17 protein-coding genes are annotated in these 18,358 nt (G+C 72.1%); 10 read left to right on the forward strand and 7 right to left on the reverse strand.

What is annotated here, in order from left to right; genetic code table 11:
* Window positions 1–6 precede the first annotated feature (6 nt).
* Window positions 7–1,272, reverse strand: coding sequence for a hypothetical protein (locus P1V51_05745; protein MDF1562523.1), 1,266 nt, complete (start codon window positions 1,270–1,272; stop codon window positions 7–9).
* Between the two features lie 126 nt (window positions 1,273–1,398).
* Between P1V51_05745 and mnmG the strand changes: the two genes are divergently transcribed.
* Window positions 1,399–3,246: a tRNA uridine-5-carboxymethylaminomethyl(34) synthesis enzyme MnmG gene (gene mnmG, locus P1V51_05750; GenBank protein MDF1562524.1), complete on the forward strand. Its 1,848-nt coding sequence runs from the start codon at window positions 1,399–1,401 to the stop codon at window positions 3,244–3,246.
* Window positions 3,247–3,327: 81 nt separating this feature from the next.
* Window positions 3,328–4,008, forward strand: a complete 681-nt coding sequence (locus P1V51_05755; protein MDF1562525.1) for a class I SAM-dependent methyltransferase — start codon at window positions 3,328–3,330, stop codon at window positions 4,006–4,008.
* 144 nt (window positions 4,009–4,152) lie between these two features.
* Here the strand turns inward: P1V51_05755 and P1V51_05760 are convergent, their stop codons facing one another.
* Window positions 4,153–4,626, reverse strand: coding sequence for a hypothetical protein (locus P1V51_05760; protein ID MDF1562526.1), 474 nt, complete (start codon window positions 4,624–4,626; stop codon window positions 4,153–4,155).
* A gap of 183 nt (window positions 4,627–4,809) precedes the next feature.
* Between P1V51_05760 and P1V51_05765 the strand changes: the two genes are divergently transcribed.
* The 3 genes from P1V51_05765 to P1V51_05775 all read left to right on the forward strand — a co-directional run bounded on the left by P1V51_05765 (window position 4,810) and on the right by P1V51_05775 (window position 7,037).
* Window positions 4,810–5,613, forward strand: a complete 804-nt coding sequence (locus P1V51_05765; protein MDF1562527.1) for an AAA family ATPase — start codon at window positions 4,810–4,812, stop codon at window positions 5,611–5,613.
* The gene (locus tag P1V51_05770; GenBank protein MDF1562528.1) at window positions 5,610–6,479 is read left to right on the forward strand and encodes a ParB/RepB/Spo0J family partition protein; all 870 of its coding nucleotides are present in this window, start codon (window positions 5,610–5,612) and stop codon (window positions 6,477–6,479) included. Before P1V51_05765 ends, P1V51_05770 begins: the two co-directional genes overlap by 4 nt.
* A 147-nt stretch (window positions 6,480–6,626) precedes the next feature.
* Window positions 6,627–7,037 carry a polymer-forming cytoskeletal protein gene (locus tag P1V51_05775; protein ID MDF1562529.1) on the forward strand — a complete coding sequence of 137 codons (411 nt, stop codon included), beginning with the start codon at window positions 6,627–6,629 and terminating at the stop codon, window positions 7,035–7,037.
* A 45-nt stretch (window positions 7,038–7,082) separates the two neighbouring features.
* On the opposite strand, the gene P1V51_05780 is transcribed toward P1V51_05775, so the two are convergent.
* Window positions 7,083–7,394, reverse strand: coding sequence for a pilus assembly protein N-terminal domain-containing protein (locus tag P1V51_05780; protein ID MDF1562530.1), 312 nt, complete (start codon window positions 7,392–7,394; stop codon window positions 7,083–7,085).
* 63 nt (window positions 7,395–7,457) lie between these two features.
* Between P1V51_05780 and P1V51_05785 the strand changes: the two genes are divergently transcribed.
* Window positions 7,458–8,204 carry an alpha/beta fold hydrolase gene (locus P1V51_05785; GenBank protein MDF1562531.1) on the forward strand — a complete coding sequence of 249 codons (747 nt, stop codon included), beginning with the start codon at window positions 7,458–7,460 and terminating at the stop codon, window positions 8,202–8,204.
* Window positions 8,205–8,209: 5 nt separating this feature from the next.
* Entirely contained in the window at window positions 8,210–9,022 is an 813-nt protein-coding gene (locus tag P1V51_05790; protein MDF1562532.1) for a phosphatase PAP2 family protein, read from the forward strand.
* Window positions 9,023–9,104: 82 nt separating this feature from the next.
* On the opposite strand, the gene P1V51_05795 is transcribed toward P1V51_05790, so the two are convergent.
* Both P1V51_05795 and P1V51_05800 read right to left on the reverse strand, forming a co-directional pair.
* On the reverse strand, window positions 9,105–9,413 hold the full coding sequence (locus P1V51_05795; protein MDF1562533.1) for a hypothetical protein: 309 nt from the start codon (window positions 9,411–9,413) through the stop codon (window positions 9,105–9,107).
* Between the two features lie 206 nt (window positions 9,414–9,619).
* The gene (locus P1V51_05800) at window positions 9,620–10,210 is read right to left on the reverse strand and encodes a L,D-transpeptidase (GenBank protein ID MDF1562534.1); all 591 of its coding nucleotides are present in this window, start codon (window positions 10,208–10,210) and stop codon (window positions 9,620–9,622) included.
* Window positions 10,211–10,290: 80 nt separating this feature from the next.
* On the opposite strand from P1V51_05800, the gene P1V51_05805 reads away from it, so the two are divergent.
* Complete coding sequence (locus P1V51_05805) at window positions 10,291–11,217, forward strand: Hsp33 family molecular chaperone HslO (protein ID MDF1562535.1); 927 nt, start codon at window positions 10,291–10,293, stop codon at window positions 11,215–11,217.
* A gap of 195 nt (window positions 11,218–11,412) precedes the next feature.
* Here the strand turns inward: P1V51_05805 and P1V51_05810 are convergent, their stop codons facing one another.
* Complete coding sequence (locus P1V51_05810) at window positions 11,413–14,436, reverse strand: AgmX/PglI C-terminal domain-containing protein (GenBank protein MDF1562536.1); 3,024 nt, start codon at window positions 14,434–14,436, stop codon at window positions 11,413–11,415.
* 167 nt (window positions 14,437–14,603) lie between these two features.
* Here P1V51_05810 and P1V51_05815 point away from each other — a divergent pair, with 167 nt between their 5' ends.
* Both P1V51_05815 and P1V51_05820 read left to right on the forward strand, forming a co-directional pair.
* A complete protein-coding gene (locus P1V51_05815; protein ID MDF1562537.1) occupies window positions 14,604–15,956 on the forward strand; it encodes a hypothetical protein in 1,353 nt (450 codons plus the stop codon).
* A gap of 42 nt (window positions 15,957–15,998) precedes the next feature.
* A complete protein-coding gene (locus P1V51_05820; protein MDF1562538.1) occupies window positions 15,999–17,105 on the forward strand; it encodes a HupE/UreJ family protein in 1,107 nt (368 codons plus the stop codon).
* Here the strand turns inward: P1V51_05820 and P1V51_05825 are convergent.
* The coding region (locus P1V51_05825) for an ABC transporter substrate-binding protein (protein ID MDF1562539.1) at window positions 17,086–18,358 on the reverse strand (1,273 nt) is incomplete at its 5' end. The two genes, P1V51_05820 and P1V51_05825, sit on opposite strands and share 20 nt — an antisense overlap.

Genomic DNA, 18,358 nt, shown 5'->3' on the forward strand with positions numbered 1-18,358 from the left:
GGCGCGCTACTCCACCCTCACCGAGACCATGTCCGCCTCGGAGGCGACCTGGTCGTCGAAGACGGTGAGGGTGAAGACGAGGGTGGTGGGATCGGCCGGGGCCTCGAAGGAGAGGACGGGCTGATCGGTCTGCTCGAGGACGATGAGCGGGCCGCCGATCTGCAGCCACTCCCAGGCGACGATCGGGGTGCCGTCGGAATCGGAGGAGCCGGTCCCGTCGAGGGTGACGGTCGCGCCGGGGCCGACGACCAGATCCGCGCCGGCGTCGGCGCTCGGCGCATGGTTACCCTCGCCGGCGGTGACCTCGACGATCACCGGGAGCGGCGCGGAGGAGAGCAGGCCGTCGGAGGCGTGCACCTTGAAGAGGAGGAGGGTCACCTGGCGGGGGGCGACGAAGCGGGCCCGCAGCTTGTCGGTCTCCAGGGTCACCAGCGGTCCGTCGAGCTGCCGCCAGCGCAGGCGCACCGGGTCGCCCTCGGGATCCTCGGCCGTGCCCCAGAGCACCACCGCGACGCCGGGATCGGTGACGTGGTTGGTGGTCCAGCTCACCTCGGGGGGGTGCTGGCCGACGAGCGCGGGATCGGCCCAGAGGAGGACGTCGTCCTTCGACTCGAGCAGGCCGTCGGTGACGACGAGGCGGCGGTGGGTGAGCAGGGCGTCCCCGGGATCCACCTCGAGCGAGGCCTCCCGGGAGAGGAGGTCGCCGAGGGTGGAGAGCCACCTCACCTCGAGGGGGTCCTGGTCCGCGTCGGTCGAGCCGGCCGAGGAGAGGGTCGTGGTCTCACCCGGCGCCAGGGCGAGGTCGGCGCCGGCGCTGGCGAAGGGTGGGGTGTCCCGCACGCTCTCCCGCACCAGGATCCGGACTAAGTCGGAGCGCACCTCGTCCTCGGCGAAGACCTCGAGGCGGAAGTCGAGGTCGGCCGAGGTTGCCGGCGCCCGGAAGCGGGGCGAGCGGGTCGAGGGATCGCTCAAGGTCACCGGCGGACCCGAGAGCTGGGTCCAGGCCTGAGTGAGGCGGGCGTAGCCGAGGGCCAGGCTGGCCGATCCGTCGAGCTGGACGAGCACCCCGGGTCGAACCATCCGGTCGTTGCCTGCGTGAGCGAGGAGCAGCTTGGGGGGAGGGCTCACGCTTCCGTCGGGGGCGCCGCCGTCTCGGCCGCCCACGCCGGCGTCCGACCCCGAGCCCCCACCGCCGACGCCGCCGCAAGAGAGCGCGAGGATTGCCAGCGCGGCGAGCAGCGCGCGCGGGGTGCGGGAAGCGAGGTGATGCACTCTTGGGGACCCCTCCAGGTCGGGCGCCCGGCGAGGCGCCTCGATCAATGTAGCAAATCTGGAGAGGGGAGCCGTCCAGGAACACGGTTGACGCCCCGGTTCGCGATCTTCATATAGACGCGGCTGATGATCTCGAACCCCGACCTCATCGTGATCGGCGCCGGCCACGCCGGCTGCGAGGCCGCCCACGCCGCGGCGCGCTCGGGGCGGCGCACCCTGCTCTTGACCCTGCGCGAGGACCGGATCGGCTGGATGAGCTGCAACCCGGCCATCGGGGGGATGGCCAAGGGGCACCTGGTCCGGGAGATCGACGCCCTCGGTGGGCTGATGGGGCTGGCGACGGATCGGGCGGGCATCCAGTTCCGCACCCTCAACACCCGCCGGGGTCCGGCGGTGCGGGGCACCCGGGCGCAGGTGGACCGGCGGCGCTACGCCCTCGAGGTCCAGCGCCTGCTCGCGGCCACGCCGGGGCTCGAGGTCCGGGAGGGCCTGGTCGAGGCGCTGCTGCTCGAGCCCACCGGCGCCGGCCGGAGGGTGACCGGGGTGGTCCTGGAGAGCGGCGAGACGATCCGCGCCCGGGCGGTGGTGGTCACCACCGGCACCTTCCTCGGAGGGGTGGCGCACGTCGGGCAGCGGCGGGAGGCCTGCGGCCGGGAGGGGGAGCCGGCCGCCGAGGGGCTCTCGCGCTCCCTGCGGGAGGCCGGCCTGGAGCTTCGCCGCTTCAAGACCGGCACGACGCCCCGGCTGGACGGCCGCACCATCGATCCGGAAGGGCTGGAGCTCCAGCATGGGGATGAACCCCCGAGGCCCTTCTCGCTGCGGACCCGTCCGGAGGCCTTCCCCACCTTGCCCCAGCGGCCCTGCCGGATCACCGAGACCAACGCGACGACTCACGAAATAATCAATAATAACAAGAGTTTGTCTCCAATTTTCGACGGCACCATCGAGGGCACCGGCCCGCGCTACTGCCCCTCGGTCGAGGACAAGGTCCACCGCTTCCCGGACAGGGCCGAGCACACCGTCTTCCTCGAGCCCGATGGCCTGGACACCGACGAGGTCTACCCCGCCGGGCTCTCCACCAGCCTGCCCGTGGAGGTCCAGCTCGCCTTCCTCCGGAGCATCCGCGGGCTCTCCCGGGTGGAGATCCTCCGGCCCGGCTACGCCATCGAGTACGACTGCCTCGACCCCCGCCAGCTCCAGGCCAGCCTCCAGGCCCGGGGCATCGCGGGGCTCTTCTTTGCCGGCCAGGTCAACGGGACCAGCGGCTACGAGGAGGCGGCGGGCCAGGGGCTGCTGGCGGGGGTGAACGCGGCCCGGTGGCTGGCGGGCGAGGCCCCGGTGATCCTGCGCCGGGACGAGGCCTACCTCGGGGTCCTGATCGACGACCTGGCCACCGTTGGGACCCGGGAGCCCTACCGGATGTTCACCTCCCGGGCCGAGCACCGCCTGCGGCTGCGGGAGGACAACGCCGGGGTGCGGCTCTTGCCGCGGGCCCGGGAGCTGGGGCTCCTCGACGAGGACCACCTCCAGACGCTCGAGCGCCGGGCGGAGAGGACGCAGGCCGAGCTGCGCTACCTCGAGGAGACCCTGGCGCCGGCGCCGGAGGACGGCGGACCGAGGCAGCCCCTGGCGGTCCTCCTGCGAAGGCCCGAGACCCGCTACGAGGATCTCCGGGCGCTCCTCCCCGGCCGGGACTGGCTCCGGGGAGAGGAGGCCCTCTCGGTGGAGGTGGAGATCAAGTACGCCGGCTACGCCCGACGGCTGGATCGGCGGCTGGCCGAGCTCTCCCGGATGGAGGGTCTGGAGATCCCGGAGGGCTTCTCCTTCGAGGGGCTCGCGGGCCTCTCCCGGGAGGTGGTGGAGAAGCTCAGCGCCCACCGTCCCCGGACCCTGGGCCAAGCCTCCAGGATCAGTGGAGTCACCCCCGCGGCCCTGGATGTGGTCGCGGTCCACCTCGCGGGGGCCTGTGGATGAGGTGTGGAGAGGATTCCCGGGAGATGCAGGGTTTGCCTGTTTTTCCCGGAAAAGAGGCCCTTTTGGGGGTTGGGGGAAGCTGTGGGTAGGGAAGGAAGTGGCCGCTCTCTGGGGAGCCTGGTCGAGGAGGCCGCGCTCGCGCTCGACCCTCGTCTCCGGCCGGGCCCGGAGGCCCTGGAGCGCTTCGAGGCCCACGCCGCCCTCATCGCCCGCTGGTCGGCGAGGGTCCGCCTGGTGGGGGACCCCTCGGTGGAGGCCCTGGCCGTCCGGCACTTCGTCGACAGCCTAACCGTCTGCCTGGTGATGGACCCGCCTGAGGGGACCCAGGCGATCGACGTGGGCTCGGGCGCCGGCTTCCCGGGCCTGGTGCTGGCGGCGGTCTGGCCCCAGGTCCACTTTCGCCTCTATGAGGTCGATCAGCGCAAGGCGGCCTTCCTCAACGCGGCGGTCGCCGGGCTGGAGCTCAAGGAGCGGGTCCGGGTCGTGGGCCGGGGGCTCGAGGGCGACCCGGCCGCGGAGGGGATCGAGGCGGCGGACCTGATCCTCTCCCGGGCGGTGCGGGGGCCCGAGCGGCTGCTCGGCTGGCTCTCTCCCTACCGGCGGCCGGGCGGGAGGATCGTGGGGATGCTCGGTCCGGCCTTCGCCGGGGCCGAGGACCTCGCCGGCGAGGAGGAGGCCGCGAACCTGCGGCGGGTGGCCTCCTGGTCCGGCGAGCTCCCCGGAGAGGCCGGCCAGCGGACCGTCGTCGTCTGGGGCGACTGATCCGCGCCCCCGGAGGAGTGTTCCACGTGGAACACTCCCGCCCCGGCCAGCCGGCGACGAGCGATGTTCCACGTGGAACAATCGCTCACCGGGCCTCCTGCCAGGTGCCCTGCCAAGTGCCTGGCACCTATCAGGGGGCACCTATCAGGGAGCCTTCCAGGGGTCGTTGGGCGGGTAGCGGTAGCTCCAGACGCTCTGCCGGGAGCGGTCGAAGGCCGCCTCTCGCCGGGCCATCTCCTGGGCCCGGAGGGCGGTGCTCCGCCAGATCTCCTCGGCCTTCAGGCGGGCCAGGCGGTGCTCCTCGAGGGTGCGGGCCCGGCGCGAGGTGGCCGGGCGGCCCGGGGAGGGCTCGAGGTCCCAGCCCACGTAGGCGACCTCCCGGAGGGCCCGGCCGTTCTCGTGGGCGCTGATCTCGTGGTGGGGGCCCGGGCAGATGTCGCCGCTGTACAGGAAGAGCGCGCGCACGTTGTCCCCGAAGAAGTGGAGGAAGCCGAGGCCGAGCAGGGAGAGGCCGGCCAGGACGAGGGTGGCCCGGCGCAGGCGCTTTCGCCAGCGGGAGGGAGGGCGCGGCCGCGCGTCGGGGGTCTCCGGCAGGTCGTCCAGGATCGGGGTCATCATGGTTCTGGAAGCGCCCGGGGGCGCCGGAAGGTTCAGCCGCGGGGGAAAGAAAATCGAGGTCCAAAGACAAATTGTAAATAACTGATTTTATTTGGATTTGCTGCCTCATTCCGCGATCCGCTCCCGGGAAGCGCTGCAGCGCATTTGCCGGGTCGACCCAGGCGTGCTACCTCCCCGCCTTCCATGGGACGCATCATCGCGGTGGCCAATCAGAAGGGTGGGGTCGGCAAGACCACCACGGCGGTGAACCTCGGTGCTTCGCTGGCGGCGGCGGAGCGGCGCGTGCTGCTGGTGGACATGGATCCCCAGGGCAACGCGACCTCGGGGCTCGGCCTCGACAAGCAGGAGGTGGAGCGCGGCACCTACGAGGTGCTGCTCGGCGCCATCGACCCCGCCGAGGCGGTGCAGCCGACCGAGCTCTCGCACCTCTTCGTGATCCCGGCGACGCGCGATCTCGCCGGCGCCACCGTCGAGCTGGTCGAGATGGAGCAGCGCGAGTACCGCCTGCAGCAGGCGCTCGCCGCCGTGGTCGACGACTACGACTACCTGCTCATCGACTGCCCGCCCTCCCTCGAGCTGCTCACCCTCAACGCGCTGGTCGCGGCGCACTCGGTGCTCGTCCCGCTGCAGTGCGAGTACTACGCCCTCGAGGGGATCTCCGATCTGATGAACACCCTCGAGCTGGTGCGCTCGGGCCTCAACCCCGGGCTCGCCGTCGAGGGGATCCTCCTGACGATGTTCGACAAGCGCAACAACCTCGCCCACCAGGTGCGCGAGGAGGTGAGCCGCTACTTCCAGGAGCAGGTCTTCGAGGTGATCGTGCCGCGCAACGTGCGGCTCTCGGAGGCGCCGAGCTTCGGCAAGCCGATCCTCCTCTATGACGTGGAGTCGAAGGGCTCGCAGGCCTACCTCGGCCTGGCCGAGGCGATCATCGATCGCGACACCCCGCCCGCCCCCACCCTCGGCAGCGCCGGAGCCCAGCCATGAGCGCCCAGCGACCTCCCCGCCGCGCCGCGCTCGGCCGCGGCCTCTCCTCGCTGATCACCACCGCCGAGACCGAGAAGAGCGATGGTGCTCGCCGCGTCCTGCAGGTCGGCATCGAGCGCCTCGCCCCCCACAAGGAGCAGCCGCGCCGCCGCTTCGAGGACGACGCCCTCGCCGAGCTCGCCGCCTCGGTGAAGGACCGCGGCGTGCTCATGCCGATCCTCGTGCGCCGGCACGGCGGCGCCTTCCAGATCATCGCCGGCGAGCGCCGCTGGCGCGCGGCGCAGAAGGCCGGCCTCTCCGAGGTGCCGGTGGTGATCGAGGAGGCAGACGACGCCGAGGCCTTCGAGATCGCGCTCATCGAGAACCTGCAGCGCGAGGACCTCACCCCCATCGAGGAGGCCGAGGCCTACCGCCGCCTGATGGAGACGGGGCCCGCCACCCAGGCGGAGGTCGCCAGCCTGGTCGGCAAGAAGCGCTCGACGGTGGCCAACGCCGTGCGGCTCCTGAAGCTGCCCGAGGCGGTGCGCGACGCGGTGAACGAGGGGCGCCTGACCATGGGTCACGCCAAGGTGCTCCTCTCCGCCGACGAGAAGAAGCTCGAGGAGCTCGCCCGCAAGGTGCTGGCCGAGGGCCTCACCGTGATCCAGACCCAGGCGCTGCTGAAGGCCGAGCGGCCGAAGGCGGACAAGAAGAACGGCAAGAAGCTCACCGACACGCCGGCCACCCGGGACCTGGTCCGCAAGCTCGAGGCGGCGCTCGGCTGCCGGGTGAAGCTCGAGGATCGCGGGGGCAAGGGACAGCTCCTGATCACCTACGGAGACCTCGATGGCCTCGACCGGGTGGTCGGGAAGATTCTGGGTGAGTGAGTGATTCCCTAGACAACGACCCCGTACTACACAGGGAACTCCATGGGTTTCTGGAACAAGGAAACGAGCTCGGAAGAGCAGGCCGACGCCGCCCCCAAGGCCACCACGCCGCCGGCGGTGAGCCCCCCCCCAAGCAAGGAGAAGAGGATGGCCCGGGAAGAGAAGCAGACCGGAGAGATCAACGCCCTGCTCGGCCGTGGCGCCAGCTTCGAGGGCAAGCTCTCCTTCGAGGGGACCGTCCGCATCGACGGCAACTTCAAGGGGGAGATCTTCACCGACGACATCCTGGTGATCGGCGACGGCGCGAAGGTCGAGGCCGAGATCCGGGCCGGCTCCGTGAACGTCAACGGTGAGGTGAAGGGCAACATCGTCGCCACCAAGTCCGTCGATCTCCACCGCCCCGCGCGGGTCTACGGCAACATCAACACGCCGGCGATCGAGATCGAGAAGGGCGTGATCTTCGAGGGCAACTGCTCGATGAAGAGCGGCGGCGCCGCTTCGGCGAAGCCCGTGAGCAACGCCAAGCCGGCCGAGGGCGAGGCGCAGAAGAACGCCTGATCGATGGGCGCGCCGCGCCGTCTCTCGAAGGAGGGGTGGGCCCGCCTACTCCTTCTTCTCGACCATGATCGGCATGACCAGGTCGCCACCGTCGGCGCCGATGCCGATCAGGGTGGTGTTGCCCTCGGCGACGCCGGTCACCTTGACCCGTCCGTCCTCGAGGACCTCTACCGTGGCGATCTCGGGGTTCTCCACCGAGACCTCCTTCGGTGCCCCGCCGATGGGCATGGTGGTGGACGAGCCCACCTTCACCCGGATGTGTTGGGGTGTCTGAGCCGGCGCGGAGGTGGGCGCAAGTGAGGTGGAGAGCGCGAGGGCGCCCAGGGCGAGGGCCACGATGAGCAGGAAGCGACGCATGTCGAAGTGTCCTCCGGAAGACAGCAGGATACGATCGACGTCACCGAGCGCCAAGGATTCACCGTGAGCGGGGCGCGCCTCCTCGAGCGCCCCGATGGCACCCGGCTGGTCTGGGAGCGCTTCGGGCCCGCGGATCGCCCCACGGTGGTCGTCACTCACGGGATCTTCTCCTACCGGGAGATGCGGGAGCTCGGGGTCCTGCGCGAGGCCCTCCTGGCCGCCGGCTACTCGGTGGTCCTCTGGGACGTGCGGGGGCACGGCGACTCCACCGGGCGCTTCACCTGGGGCATCGAGGAGCCCCGGGACCTCGCCGCCCTGGTCGAGGTGATCCGGGCGGAGCAGCCCGGGAGCCCCCTCCTGGCCATCGGCTTCTCCTTCGGGGCCTTCCACAGCCTCCTGGCCGCCGCCGAGGGCGCGCCCTTCGAGCGGCTGGTGCTGGTGGGCGGCCCCCGCGACTTCCGGGGCCTGGCGCCGGCGATCTTCGGCGGCCACTTCCTGCGGACGCTGCGCTACCGGGCCCGGCGGCCGGTGCGCCTGCCGAGGCTGGGCTGGCCCCTGCGCGGCCAGCGGCACCCGCGAGAGGTCGTGGCCGGCCTCGCGCAGCCTCTCCTCTTCGTCCACGGCACCGCCGACTGGATCGTTCCGGCCCGTCACTCCGAGGATCTGGCGCGGCTCGCCGGGGAGGGCGCCTCGCTCCGGATTCTGGAGGGGGGGCTCCACGCCGAGTATCTTCTGGCCCAGGAGCCAGAACGCTTCATGGAGCAGGTCCTGCCCTGGCTCGCGGCCGGGACCTCCCGCAGGGAAGGATGACGGTGATGAACCACCTCTCGAAGAAGCTCGTCGCGCTGGGGCTGGCCTTCGGCCTCGCGGCCCTCGCCGCCCACCCCGCGGAGGCCCGGGCCGAGACCAACGACGCCCTGGTGGTGAAGCCGACGGTGGACGTGCCGCTCACCCTCGGGGCCGGCGCCCTCTTCCTCACCCTCTTCCTCACGCCCCACCGCCAGGGGGTGATCCTCGATCAGACCGTGGGGCCCAAGAAGGGCCTCGACTCGCTCGGGGTCCTGAAGCTGAACGAGGGCGTCGCCCACGTCTCCGACTACCTCCTCTTCGGTGGCATCGCCGCGGGCCTGGGCCTGGTGGCCTACGACGGAGCGCGGCACGGCCGCTTCGGCACGCGCACCCTCCTCTACGTCGAGGCCATGATGATGGTCGGGGTCGCCACCGAGATCACCAAGTGGGCGGTGCGGCGGGCGCGCCCCTACACCCTCGATCCCGACGGGGACGGCCGCCTCGGAGAGCAGGACGACGACCTCTCCTTCTTCTCGGGGCACACCTCCTCCACCGCGGGCTGGACCTTCGCGGCGGTGCGCATCCTGGACCTCTCCCACGACTGGCCGGCCTGGATGCGGGGCGTCGGCTACGGCGGTGCGGTGCTGCTGACCGCCTCGATGGCCACCATGCGGGTGATGGCGGGCAAGCACTGGCCCACCGACGTGCTGGTCGGCGCCTTCGTGGGCGGGGCCCTCGGCTGGGTGGTGCCCGAGCTGCACCGCAAGGAGCTGCCGGTCAGCCTGGCCGTCGCGCCGGTCCCCGGCGGCGCCCACCTCGCCGTCTCCGCTACCTTCTGATAGGTGCTTCTGATAGGTGCCAGGCACTTATCAGAGATAGGTGCAGAGATAGGTGCCAGGCACTTATCAGATGGGCGTGATTTCAGGGGGTTGAGGGGCTCTCGGGGCTCTCGACGCAGGCCTGCCCGGGGTCCTCGAGGGCGCAGATGAGCGCCTGCGCCGGTGGGCCGCCCCACCAGCCGCTGGCCTCGTAGACCGCGGCGTCCTCGCCCTCGGGCTGGAAGCAGAGCTGCCAGGTGTCGAGGCGGTCGCCGTAGACGAAGAACCAGAGGAAGTCCCGGACCTCGGGGAAGGCGAAGCGGCCCTCCGCATCGGTGACGACGCTCTCCTCCCCCAGACACTGCCCGGCGGCGCTGCGGGGCGGGGTGCCCAGGGTGCGGTGGACCCGCACCCCGGCCCGGGGGAGGTCGGCCGCGTGGACGACACCGCTGAGGGCGGGGGCGCGGCGTTGGTGGTGGGGAAAGGGGAGGCAGGCGGGTAGCAGCCCGAATACAACGATAAAGAGGAAAAGACGGGGACGGGAACGGGGACGGCTACGGGGACGGACCGTCGCCGTCCTCGTCACCGTCTCCGTCTTCTCCCGGGTCTCGTTCTTCCTCATCGGATGATCAGGGTAGCACCGGGCACGTAGCGCTTCTCGAGATCCTGCACCTCGCGATCGGAGAGCAGCACGCAGCCCAGCGTCCCGTCGATGAAGCGGTGGAAGACCTGCAGGCCCTTCGGCACATAGGAGAGCTTCTGCCCGTAGCCGTGGATGCCGATGGCGCCGCCGAGCTTCGTGCCCTGGGGCGGCATCGCCCCCTTCGCGTGCGCCGCGAGGATGCGATCGTGGGTGGCCTGATCGATGAGGCCGCTCTTCAGGCCCCGCTTCGCGTCATGCACCCCGGGGTAGCTCACCGGCAGGAAGCGCAGGTAGCTCTTGCTCGCCCGGCCCCGCATCAGGCGGTAGCGGCCCAGGGGGGTCTTGCCGTCGCCGCGGCGCTCCTTCCCCAGGCCACCCCGGCCGAGGCCCACCCGGTAGCGCTGCAGCCGGGTCTCTCCTTCATAGAGCGTGAGGGTGCTCTCCCGGGTGTCGAGGACGAGGCGGTCGGCGAGGCGGGGCGGGGCCTCCCGGGGCGCGGGGGCGCTCCCGGCCCCGAGCAGCAGCAAGAGGGCAAGGGGCGCGGCGGCGAGGAGCGAGGAGCGCATGGACGATCCCTCGAACCGCCGGCCCGGGGGCGGGATTCCTGCGCGCGGGCGGCCCCCGATGAAGTAAAAAGGAGAAGAACATGGACCACGTACTGAGATTACTGGTGCAGGACGCGGACTTGCGGGTCCTGGCGGTGACCTCCACCGACCTGGCCCGCGAGGCCAGCAGGCGGCATATCTGCGCGCCCTCGGCCGGCCTGGTCCTGGGCGAGGCCCTCACCGCGGCGCTCCTCCTCTCCCGCCTGCTCAAGGAGCCCCGCCGGGTGATGCTCCAGATCGAGTGTGACGGCCCCATCAAGGGCCTGATGCTCGACGCCGACGCCGACGCCGAGGGCGGGGTGCGCGGCTTCCCCCGGGTGCCCTCGGTGACCTTCCCCTCGGCGCAGGGACCGCTGACCCAGCCGGCCTACGGCAGCCGGATGCTGCTGAACGTCATGCAGGAGCTCTCGAGGGGCGAGTGGTACCGCGGCTCGATCGAGCACTCGGGCCGCAGCCTGGCCCGGGCCGTGGAGGACTACCTGCTGACCTCGGTGCAGCTCGAGTCGGTGGTCTCGCTCCACGCGCACCCCGGCGCCGGAGGCGAGATCGCCGCCTGCACCGGCATGCTCTTCCAGCGGCTGCCCACCAGCAACCCCGCGGCCCTCGAGGCCGTGCGCGCCCGGGTGCGCGAGGGCTTCGTGCCGACCTACGTCGGGGAGCTCCTGCGGGCGGGTGAGACCGTCAGCGTGGGGACGGTCCTCGACGAGCTGATGGGAGGTCCCGAGGGCAAGGGCGGCGACAACCTCTCCCTCCTCGAGCGCAGCGAGGTGCACTTCCAGTGCGACTGCAGCCGGGAGCGGATGCTCGCCGCGCTCACCACCCTCGGCGACGAGGACCTGCGGGAGATGATCGAGGCCGGCGAGGTCGCCGAGGTCACCTGCGACTTCTGCCGGGAGCAGTACCGGGTGCCGCCGCAGGAGCTGGCGGAGCTCCGGGCCTTCCTCTCCCACGGGCCCGGAGAAGACTGACGGGCAAAGACGGTGACGGAGACGGGAACGGTATTCGGGCCCGATCGGGACGGATCGTCTCCGGCTCGACTTCCGTCCCCGTGACCGTCCCCGTCTTCTCCTCTGGCTCGATTCGCATCGACAGGAGCCCGCCCGCGGCGGCGGGGACCGTGAGGGGCGGTCCGGCGCCACCGCGGGCGGAACGAGAAGGGGGGCCTACTCGGCGGGCTTGAAGATGAGGGGCAGCTCGAGCTGGCTGGCCCGGCCGTCCTTCGCCGCGGGGAAGGAGAGCCTGGCGGCCTCGCCGCTCAGGCAGGCCGAGAGCGCCGGCTCCTTCATCGCGTCCGAGAGCACCTTCACCTCGCCGACCTTGCCGTCGGCCTCGATGGCCATCGACAGGACGACCTTCCCGGCGAGGCCCGGCCGGGCGGAGGTCAGGGCCTGCTCGTAGCAGCGCTGGAAGCCGGCGAGCTGACCCTTCAAGGAAGCGATGACGGCGTCGCGATCGAGGCCGCCCTCGATCTTCAGCGCCGCGCCGAAGGTGGAGGTGGGCTTCGCCGGGGCGGCAGGGGCGCTGGCGCCGCCGGGCTGGAAGACGAAGGGGTAGCTCACCTGCACGTTGCCGCCGCCCTTGGGGGCGGGGAACTGCCAGGTCTTCACCCGGGCGTTGATGCAGCCCTCCACCGCCGCGTTCTTCAGGGTGGTGGAAGAGGTCCTCACCGCCGTCACCTTGCCGGTGGGGCTGATCGTGAAGGTGGGGGTCACCTTGCCCTGGAGCGCCGGGTTCCGCTGCAGCTCCCGCTCGTAGCAGTAGCGCATCTCGTTCTTGTGGGAGCGGATGACCCGGCGGATGACCTCCTTGTCGAGGGAGCCCTGGACGCTGGGGGTGCCGCTCTCGATCATGCTGTCCTTCTTGCCGCCGAGGCCCCCGACGCCGCTGCCGTAGCCGCCGAGGCCGCCGCCCCGACCCCGGGTGCCGACGCTGCCGACCCCGAAGGTGTTGCCCGAGGCGCCACCACCGCCGCCCTTGCCGCTGCCCTTCAGGCCCAGGCCGCCCGCGCCGTGGACGTCGCCCACGCTGGTGCCGCCGAGGACGCCGAGCAGGCCCTGGCTGGCGGCGGCCTCCTGCTTGCCGAGCTTGCCCGCGCTCGTCCGGGTGTTGCGCGCGGGACCGGAGGCGGCGCCCATCACCACGGCCCGGCCGGTATGAACCCGGGGGACCTTCCGGGCCATCTTCCTGACGGCCAGCTTCGGGGGCGCCGCCGCGACCGCGCCGGCGGCCTGGCCGTCCACGCCCTCGGGGACCTCGACCGGCTGCACCACCTTCGTCGGCGCGCCGTCGCCCACCACCCGCGAGCGGTCCACCGCGACGAAGGAGGTGTAGGCGGTGAGGATCCGGTAGTCGAGGCCCAGCCTCGTGATCGCCACCTTCACGTCCTCGAGCTTGCGGGCCTCGAGGCCGCGGCCGGCGTTCCAGAGGGAGTCGTCGAGGGCCTGGATCTTCTCCCGGGCCCAGAGGGAGGGCAGGGCCTCGTGGGCCGGGTCCCTCGCCGGCAGATCGACCCGGATCGGCATCCGCACCTTGCGGCCGTCCTCGCTGCGGGCCTCGAGGGTGATGACCCCCCGGCCCGAGCCGTCGTAGCGGCCCTGCACGATCAGGGGGCGGCTCGCGAAGAGGTCGGGCAGCTCGCGCGGATAGACCGACTGCGGCCGCACCGGGAGGGAGCCCCAGTCGAGGGAGAGGTCGGTGAGCACCGGGTGATCGATCCGCCGGTAGAAGGCGTCCACGGCCTCGCTCGGGCTCTCGCGGTTCGTCATCACCCGGGCGGCGCCCTTGCCGGCCTTCGCCAGCCCCTCGATGAGCATCCGGTTCACCGAGGAGCCCACGCCCAGGGTGAAGACCCGGGCCTTGCGATCCTCGCTGTCGTGCGCGGCGACGTACTGCCGGGCCGAGGCGAGGATCTGCTGCTCGTTGCCCACGTAGCCGTCGGTGAGGAAGAAGACGTAGCGGTGCCGGCCCGCCTCGACCTCACCCTCGAGGGCCGCGGCCACCGCGTCGAGCATCATCGTCCCGCCGCCGGCGCTCATCCCGTCGACGAAGGCCTGGGCGAGCTCGATGTTGCCTTGCGTCGCCGGGCGGGCGCGCTCCCAGACCCGGCCGGGGGAGCCGGCGAAGGTCAGCACGTTGAAGGTGTCGCCCGGGCGCAGGCGCGAGAGGGCCTCGCCCATCACCTTCTTGCACTGCCAGAGGGGCAGCCCGCTCATCGAGCCCGAGACGTCCACCACGAAGACCAGCTCGCGCTTGCCCACCAGCGCGTCGACGTCGAGCTGGGGCGGCTGGATCATCAGGGAGAAGAACTTCCCGCGGGCGTCGGTGTGGGTGAGCAGCCCCGCCTGCACCGCCGCGTCGTCCACCCACCAGCGCAGGACGAAGTCGCGGTTGGGGAGGTGGTCGTGGGCCGCCAGCTGCAGCGAGAGGCCGTCGTCGCCCTCGGCCTGCACCTCGACGTCGTGGGTGGGCACCTCGAAGTCGCGCAGGGGGAGGCCGGCGTCGAGCTCGACCCGCAGGCTGACGTCGTGACCGCTGCGCATCCCGGCGGGCAGGACCGGCGGGCTGATCCTCGAGGCGTCGGGGACCTCGGTGGTGTCGGCGTGGGTGCCCTCACCGCTCCTCGTCCCCGCCGGGCTGCCGGGCATGAAGCGGGGGCCGACCACCATCGGGAAGGCCAGCTCGAAGGCGCCGGCGTCGTAGGGCAGGGCCTGGACGAAGTGGAGGGTGACCTCGATGGACTCCCCCGGGGCGAGGTTGGCCACCGACTGGGTGAAGACGTTGGGGCGCTCCTGCTCGAGGAGCGCGGCGGTGTGGCCGGCGCTGCGGGCGGTCTCGTAGATCCGCCGGGCCTCCTCCCGCTTCTCGATCTTCCCCTCGATGACCCGCTCGCCGATGCGCATCCGGAAGTCGTCCACCGCCGCCCGCTCCGGGAGGGGGAAGACGTAGATCGCCTCGATGGGCTCCTCGAAGGGGTTGCCGAAGCGCTGGGTGACCTTCGCCCCGGCCACGAAGCCGCTGACCTCGATCGCGACGTCGGTGTGCTCGAGGGGCAGGGCCACCGCCTCGCCCCCGGGCTGCTCGACCATCAGGCGGGGGATCTCCCCGGCGGGCACCAGGGTGTCGCCGAGGGCGGGGACCGGGGCCAGGAAGAAGAAGAGACCGAGCAGGGGCAGCAGGCGGCGGGACATCGGGGGACCTCCATCGAAGTCGAGGCAGGGATCGTTCGCTCTCTCGCCGATCGAACGCGGGGCGCCTCCGAAGTTCCGCCGGCCCCCGATCCGCCGCCGCTTGCAACTGGAAAATTCTGCTAGAGTGGCAACGGAGCGGTCGGGATCCACCAGCAGAGGCGCACACCTTGAATCGACCAACGATCAGCCCCGAGCGGCTGGCCGAGCTGGCGCAGCGCAAGCTCGCGGCGCTAGGGATCGCCAGCGGCCTGGCTCAGGACGGAAAGACCCTCGTCGGCCGCATCCCCGTCCAGGCCGGCACCATGGTGAACCCCTTGAGTGGCGAGCCGATCCAGGAGGTCCGCTTCGCGGTCGTGGGGCACGACAAGGTGCGGCTCGTGGCGCCGCAGGCCCTCGCCGAGCTGGCCCCGCAGCCCTTCTACGATCAGGATCAGCCGGTGCTCCTCCTGGCGCGGATCACCGAGTGCCTGGCCCGCCGCGCGTCGGCGGCCCAGTGGTGGGAGACGACCCTGCGGGCGCGCGGCTTCGTCGCCCGGCTGGACGCCACCCGGATCGTGGCCCTGGGCCAGGTCGACCTCTCCACCGGCGGCCGGGTGCTCCTCGAGGGGAGCGACCGCGGGCTCTTCGCGACCCTGGCCATGCGGCCCGGGGACAAGTACCCCCTGCGCCTGGGTGAAGTCCCCATCGATCTGGAGGACTACCCGGATCGCGCCGACCTCGAGGTCTCCCTCAAGCGCTGGATGGAGGAGGCCGAGCAGAAGCCCGCCGCCGGCGCGGCGCCGGTGCTGACCCAGCCGGTCGTCGCGCCGGATCCGGCGGCCGTCCCCGGCATCCCCCTCTCGACCTACCTCGCGCGGGCCGATGGCGACCTGCGGGTGCTCGCCTTCTCGGCGGTGAAGATGGTCACCCTGGGGGAGGAGAAGCTGCGCTTCTCCCTGGAGCAGCGGGGCGCCGAGGTGATCGGCCGGCTGCAGAAGCCCGGGGCCCTCGTCTGGGAGGGCCGGGTGGACCTCGCCACCTTCCCGGGGGTCGAGGCCTTCGTGGCCCGGCTCACCGGGCAGCAGCCCGCCCCGGCCGCCGCGCCTCCGGTCGCCGCCGCCGTCCCGACTCCGGCGGCGCCCCCCGCCTCCCGGGCGGTGATGATCGAGCTCCCGCCGCCGGCGCCCGGCAGCCAGCCCCAGGGCCCGATCCCCAACCACGCGCTGCCCATCAAGGGAGAGCGCTGGGTGATGACCGTGCGGGAGGTGAACCGGGCGAGCGGCCAGGTGGCCTACGCGCCGGTGGACGCGCACGGCGTGACCTACGGGGAGCCCGCGCGGCTGGAGGAGGGTGTCTTCTCGGAGGTCTTCGCCGATCTGGGCGGCGGCTCGCACCGCCTCTCGGTGGAGGTCAAGGCGGTGGAGAGCGCGCGGATCTGCTACCTGCAGCTGGACGCGAAGGGAGGCTCGGTGGGGCAGCAGCGCTGCGTGGCGCCGGGGGTCTTCGTCGCGACCTTCTTACCGGAGGCAGCGGCGTACTAGGCGCATTGCCAGGGGTCGGGTCCGGCGGGTAGGAGAGGGGCCGTGAAGGCCTGGCTCCCACCGGCGATCGTCCTCGCCCTGCTCCTGTCGCCGCTGGCTGCCCTCGCCCACCAGACCGCGGACAGCCGGCTCGAGGTCGAGGTGCGGCCGCTGGCCAACGAGGTGGATCTGCTGGTGCTGATCCCCGCGCCGGACCTCTCCGACGCCCTCTCGCTGAAGCTCGGCGCCGACGGAGCCCTCGATCCCGAGGACCTCGAGCCGAACCGGGCCCTGATCACCGCCTACCTCCGGGGCACCACCGGGGCGCGCCGGGGCGGCAAGACCTGCGAGCCCACCGGCGAGGCCACCCTGCGGCTCGGGGAGGGGAAGCGCCACCTCCTCTTCCTCGATACCCTGCGCTGCACCCAGGATCGGGGGCCGCTCCTCCTCTCCCACGCCGCCCTCTTCGAGACCGGCCGCTACAAGCACCTCGCCCGGATCCAGGTCGGAGACGAGGTCACCACCACGGTCTTCTCGCCCGGCCTCGCCCGCACCTCGATCCCCCTCGAGGATCGCCCGGGCCCGGCCGGCCGCGCCCTCTCGGTGGTGGGGAGCTACCTCTGGCTGGGGGTGATGCACATCTGGGGGGGCATCGACCACGTCCTCTTCGTGATCTGCCTGCTGGTGGTGGCGGACCGCTTCCGGGGCCTGCTCGGGGTGATCACCTCCTTCACGGCGGCCCACACGATCACCCTCCTGGCCAGCGCCCTCGGCGCCTTCTCCCTCTCACCCGGGATCGTCGAGCCGGCGATCGCCGCCTCGATCCTCTACGTCGCCGGCGAGAACGTCTGGGCCGCCCACACCGGGCGCGAGAAGATCTCCCACGGCTGGCGGCGCTACGCGGTCACCTTTGCCTTCGGCCTGATCCACGGCTTCGGCTTCTCCTACGTCCTGCGCGACGAGGTGGGCCTGCCCACCGAGGCCCTCCTGCCGGCGCTGCTCTCCTTCAACGTCGGCGTGGAGCTCGGGCAGGTGGTGGTCGTCGCCGCCGCCTGGCCGGTGCTGCGCTGGCTCTCCCACAAGGGCTACTGGAAGCCCCTCCTCTTCGCGGCCATGACCGTCGTCGGGATCGTCGCCGGCTACTGGCTCGTCACTCGCCTGATGGGCTAGCCGCCTCGCCGGCCTCCGGCGCCAGCCAGACCCGGGCGAGGCCCGCGAGGTGGTGGTTGGTGAGCATCCGGACCTGATGCTGGCCGGTGAGGCCCCGCAGGGGAGGCAGGCCACCCTCGACGGGGTGGAGCAGCCCGCGGACCTCCGGTCGCAGCACGACCCGGCCGACGCTCGCCACGGGCCGATCGGCGGGCTCGGTGAAGAGGGGGATGAGGTGGGCGTCCTCCAGCAGGAGGCGCTCGATCCGCTGGTAGATCCCCCGGCGCTCGCTCGGGCTCTCGCTGCGATCGAGCGCGTCCAGCGCCTCCCGCAGCGCGGGGTTGACGGTCGGCTCCTGGGCGAGCTCCTCGACCATGTTCATGAGGTAGGGCCAGGGCTCCGAGCCGTAGATGGGGTGGGTGAAGCCACCGACGGTGAGGTCGATCTGCTGGGCCTCCATGCTGCGCTGGAGGCTCGAGAGGAGCAGGACGTGGCGATCCACTCGCCAGCCGAGGGCCTCCAGGTTGGTCTCGATCCAGGCGCAGCGCTCCTCGAAGAGGGTCAGGCAGCCCAGCCGCAGGACCGGCAGGGGCTCCTCCCCTCCGAGGCCGGCCTCCTCCAGCAAGGCCTTTGCCCGCACGGGGTCGAAGCCGTAGCCGGTCTCGACGGGGGAGAAGGCGTCGAAGCGATGATCGAGGAAGCGGCCGATCGGTGCCCGCTCTTCGGTCCGCTGCTCCTCCCGGTTCAGGCTCCAGCCGAGGGACTGCCGCACCCGGGCGTCGACGAGGGGGGAGCCGGGCGGGGACTGCACCTCCAGCACACTGAGGTAGAAGCCCCGGGCCGGGATGGGCCAGCGGCGCAGGCCGGCGGCGCGCAGCGCGTCGCTCGACAGCTCGGCGCCCGTGCCCTCGAACAGGAGGGCGATCTGAGCCCTCCCCGCCGCCAGGCTCCCGAGGGCCTGCCCGGGGTCCGGCTCGTAGGCGAGGACCACCTCGTCGAGGAGCGGGAGCTGGCCGAGGACCTCGTCGTGCACCCAGTAGTGTTCGAAGCGCCGGAGGCGCAGCGTGCCGGGCTCCGGGGTGAGGGTGAGCCGGAAGGGACCCGTCCCGATCACCTGCTGGAGGTCGTCGAGGGCCTGGCAGCTCCCGGTCTGCGCGGGCAGGAGCACCACCTCGGCGAGCCGGAAGCGGAGGAAGGAGACCGGGTGGGAGAGCGTCATCCGCACCTCCCGGGGCCCGGTGGCCTCCAGGTGCTCCACCGGCAGGCTCTCGAGC

The sequence above is a fragment of the Deltaproteobacteria bacterium genome, from assembly GCA_029210625.1.
Classification (GTDB): Bacteria; Myxococcota; Myxococcia; order SLRQ01; family SLRQ01; genus JARGFU01.